The organism is Pseudomonas sp. HMWF006 (genome assembly GCF_003061205.1).
Lineage (GTDB): Bacteria > Pseudomonadota > Gammaproteobacteria > Pseudomonadales > Pseudomonadaceae > Aquipseudomonas > Aquipseudomonas monsensis.
In genome coordinates, this window is record NZ_QAIU01000548.1 from 5723 (window position 1) to 8887 (window position 3165).

A 3165-nucleotide genomic window follows, 5' to 3' on the forward strand; every position below is an offset into this window, starting at 1 on the left:
GGCCACGGTGCCTTGGTTCGCAGCAGGTTGAGTCAACGCGGTAATGCTCAGCGGATTATTACCATCGGGATCGCTGTCGTTGGTCAACAAGCTGAGGGTGATCGGCACGCCGAAACTGGTGCTGCCGCTGTCGGCGTTAGCGATCGGTGCCTGGTTTTCGCCGGTGTCCGGTGCGGTGCCGACCACGACAACGGGCTCGGTGTCATTGCCGCCAGCGGCGGATTTAACCGTCACGGTGGCCGGTGGCTGAGTCAGGTCGGCGACGGTGATGCGTTGCAGGGTGCCGGTTTTCGACAGACGTCCGTAGCCTTGCGCAACCATGTCGGGGATCGCCACTTCATCGGTCGATGTCGCTTCGATCAGCAAGGTTTTGTTGGCCCAGCTGTAGCGTGCTGTTTGCACTTTCACCACGTCGGTGAGCTTGCTCGACACCGATGTTGGTCGCGTGGTCCCGGCCGGGTTGGTCGCGGTCACCACGACGACTGACGGCAGGGTGCCGTTGCCCAGGCGCTGGCCGAAGAACAAACCGGTATTGTCACCGGTCAGGCTGGTCTCGCATGGCGTAGGCGGTGGGCCAGGAAGCAACGCGACGGTTTCACGGAAGCACAGGGTCGAGCTGCTGTCAGCCTTGGCGAACACCTCGGCACGCACACCGGCCGAGGTTCGGCGATAAGTGGCGCGGTCGATGTCGACATGGGTTTGCTGACGGCTGTCGAGCACCTTGCCGGCGACGGTGAACAGGGCTGTCTGAATGGTGCCGGCGCCGGACGGCCCGACGATGCGTACGAAGTTGGTGTTGAACGGGCTGCCGGTTACTGCTTCGGTGAGGTTCGGGTCGCCAACGAAGGTTTCGACGCTGCCGGTGTCCGGGTTTACTTCGGTGTACGGGCCGTTGATGCTGCGCAGGAATGGCCCGATGGCGCCGTTGAGTGTGCCGCTGAAATCGCCCGGCGCACCGATGCCGATGTCTTTGGTGATGTTGATCGCGCGGCGTCCGGGGGTGGTGACGTTGACCGTTTCCACACCATACGGGTGAGTGATGGTGTAGGTACCGGCCACGGGAACGTTCACCCGGATACGAATGCGCGCGAAGCTTTGTTGATCGCCGTCAGCCGGGTTTCCCGAGGCAAACGCGGCTTCTATCCCGGCCACATAAGCGTCCATGCCATAGCCGGCGCCGTTGTTGGGAATAGTGGTTTCGGCGAGAAACCAGAAGGCTTCTGGCGGCCAGTTGTCGGGGAACACCATCGGCAGGCTGTCGTCGAAGATGCCCGGCTCCGGCAGCAGGGTGCACATGTAGGCCGGTGGCGTGCTGACCGCTACCCGCGAGCTGGCGGCGCGCGACTGACAGAGCTCCATCGACAGCAGATTGTTGTCCTGGTACCACATCGGGAATTTCCCGGTGGCGAAGGTGTAGGGACCGGGGTCGACGGCGGCGAGTTGCGCATAGGCACTGCCGGTCAGCGAGAGAGCGAGCCCGAGCGCGTTGAGCGCAAAGCGTGGCCACTTGTTCATGATGCCTCCTGATACGGATCTGGGCATGTGAGCGTTCATTGCACGATGACCACTTCTTCGGTGTCGCTGCCGCCGTTGGACGACGTCACGCGCACTTTGGCCGGCGGTATCGGCGAGATCCCGGTGGCGAGGGTTTTCACCGCGCCGTCGCCGCTCAGGGCACCGATGGCGGCGCCGCTGCCGGAGGTGGCGGTAAGTACGGGGGGCGAGGTTTCGTCACTGGTCGAGGCCACCACGGTGAGTTGTCCGGAGCTCAGGCTGTATTGCGCGCTCTGGATCACCACCAGGTCGGTCAGGGTCATGGGCAGGGTGGTCGGCGTGCTGCTGGCGATGGCCAGGTGGTTGTCGGCGGTCACTTGCAGGACGCTCGGCACGGTCGGGTTGGCCGACGATTGCGCATACCAGGCACCGGTGGAGTTGGCTTCGGTCATGTTCAGCACCGGGGTGAAACTGGTCACGGCGACCGTGCCGGGCGCGGGTGGTGCGAGGACGAAGACGTCCTGTTGGGCGACCGGTGCACTGGTCCCCGCTTTGCGCGAGTAGGTGCTGCGCTGGGTAATCATTGGTGTGGGTCGAACTACCGTCGACAACTTGCCGGAGACGGCGAATGTCGTGGTCCGCAGATCCAGACCATTGGGGCCTTCGATACGAATGAAGTTGGTGTTGAACGGGCTGCCGGTCACGGCTTCTTCAAGGTTCGGATCACCGACAAATTGTTCTGCCGAGCCAGTCACCGGATTGGTTTCGGTGTAGGGCCCGTTGAGACTGCGCAGGAACGGTCCGACGTCCCCCTTGAGCGCGCCGTCGTAGGTTTTCGGTGTGCCGATGCCGATGTCGCGGGTCATGTTGATTGCGCGGCGGCCGGGAGTGTCGATGTTGAACACTTCGACGCCATACGGGTGGGTGATGACGTAGGTGCCGGCTGTAGGAATATCGACCCGGATGCGGATCCGCGCGAAGCTGATCTGATCGCCTTCCGCCGGGTCACCGCCACTGAACGCGGCTTCGATCGCCGAGCCGTAGGAAAGGTTGATGCCGCGCGCGGCGTCGACAATCGTGCCGTCAGCGGTAAACCAGAATGCCTCGTCGGGGAAGTTGCTGGGGAAAGCCAGCGGTTGGGCGTCATCGAATATGCCGGGCGCCGGCAACAGCGAGCACATATACGAAGGCGCGCCCGGTGTGCTGGGCACTCGCGAACTGAGCGCTTTGGACAGGCACAGGTCCAGGGTGCGGCCGTGGGTGTCTTGATACCAACTGGCGAAACCGCCATTGGCCGGTACGTAAGGCCCCGGATCAACAGCGAACAAAGCGGCCTGGGCAATGCCCTGGGCCAACGCGCTCACGACCAGGACAGTCGCGGTTTTGGACAGTAAAGGGTGCATGAGTTAATCCCTCTATCAAAGTACCTGCCCCTTGGGGATGGGTCAGTTGCACAGGGCCTGTACACCTTCCATGCCAAGGTGTCGTGGATGGACGGGAGAGGGCCGGGATAGAGGGCTTGACGCGCAGAAGGGTCAGGTTTTTGGCCAGCGGGGAAAGGGCGTCATTCCCCAGAATCGGGGACGGTGGGGATGACATTGAACGTCTGTCAGATGAAGAACCTGTGGGAGCGAGCTTGCTCGCGAAAGCGGACTTCCTGTGACGAAAATG

The 3165-nt window shown here is 62.8% G+C and carries 2 protein-coding genes; both read right to left on the bottom strand.

The features are described from left to right. Positions 1 to 1515: Ig-like domain-containing protein (locus DBR24_RS24680; protein ID WP_256591804.1), on the bottom strand; the 1515-nt coding region annotated here is incomplete at its 3' end. A gap of 35 nt (positions 1516 to 1550) precedes the next feature. After that, on the bottom strand, positions 1551 to 2897 hold the full coding sequence (locus tag DBR24_RS24685) for a hypothetical protein (protein ID WP_128616045.1): 1347 nt from the start codon (positions 2895 to 2897) through the stop codon (positions 1551 to 1553). Positions 2898 to 3165: the final 268 nt, after the last annotated feature.

Bases quoted from the DNA above. Each gene is read 5' to 3' on its own strand.
- DBR24_RS24685 (WP_128616045.1), bottom strand. From the start codon at position 2,897: ATGCACCCTTTACTGTCCAAAACCGCGACTGTCCTGGTCGTGAGCGCG.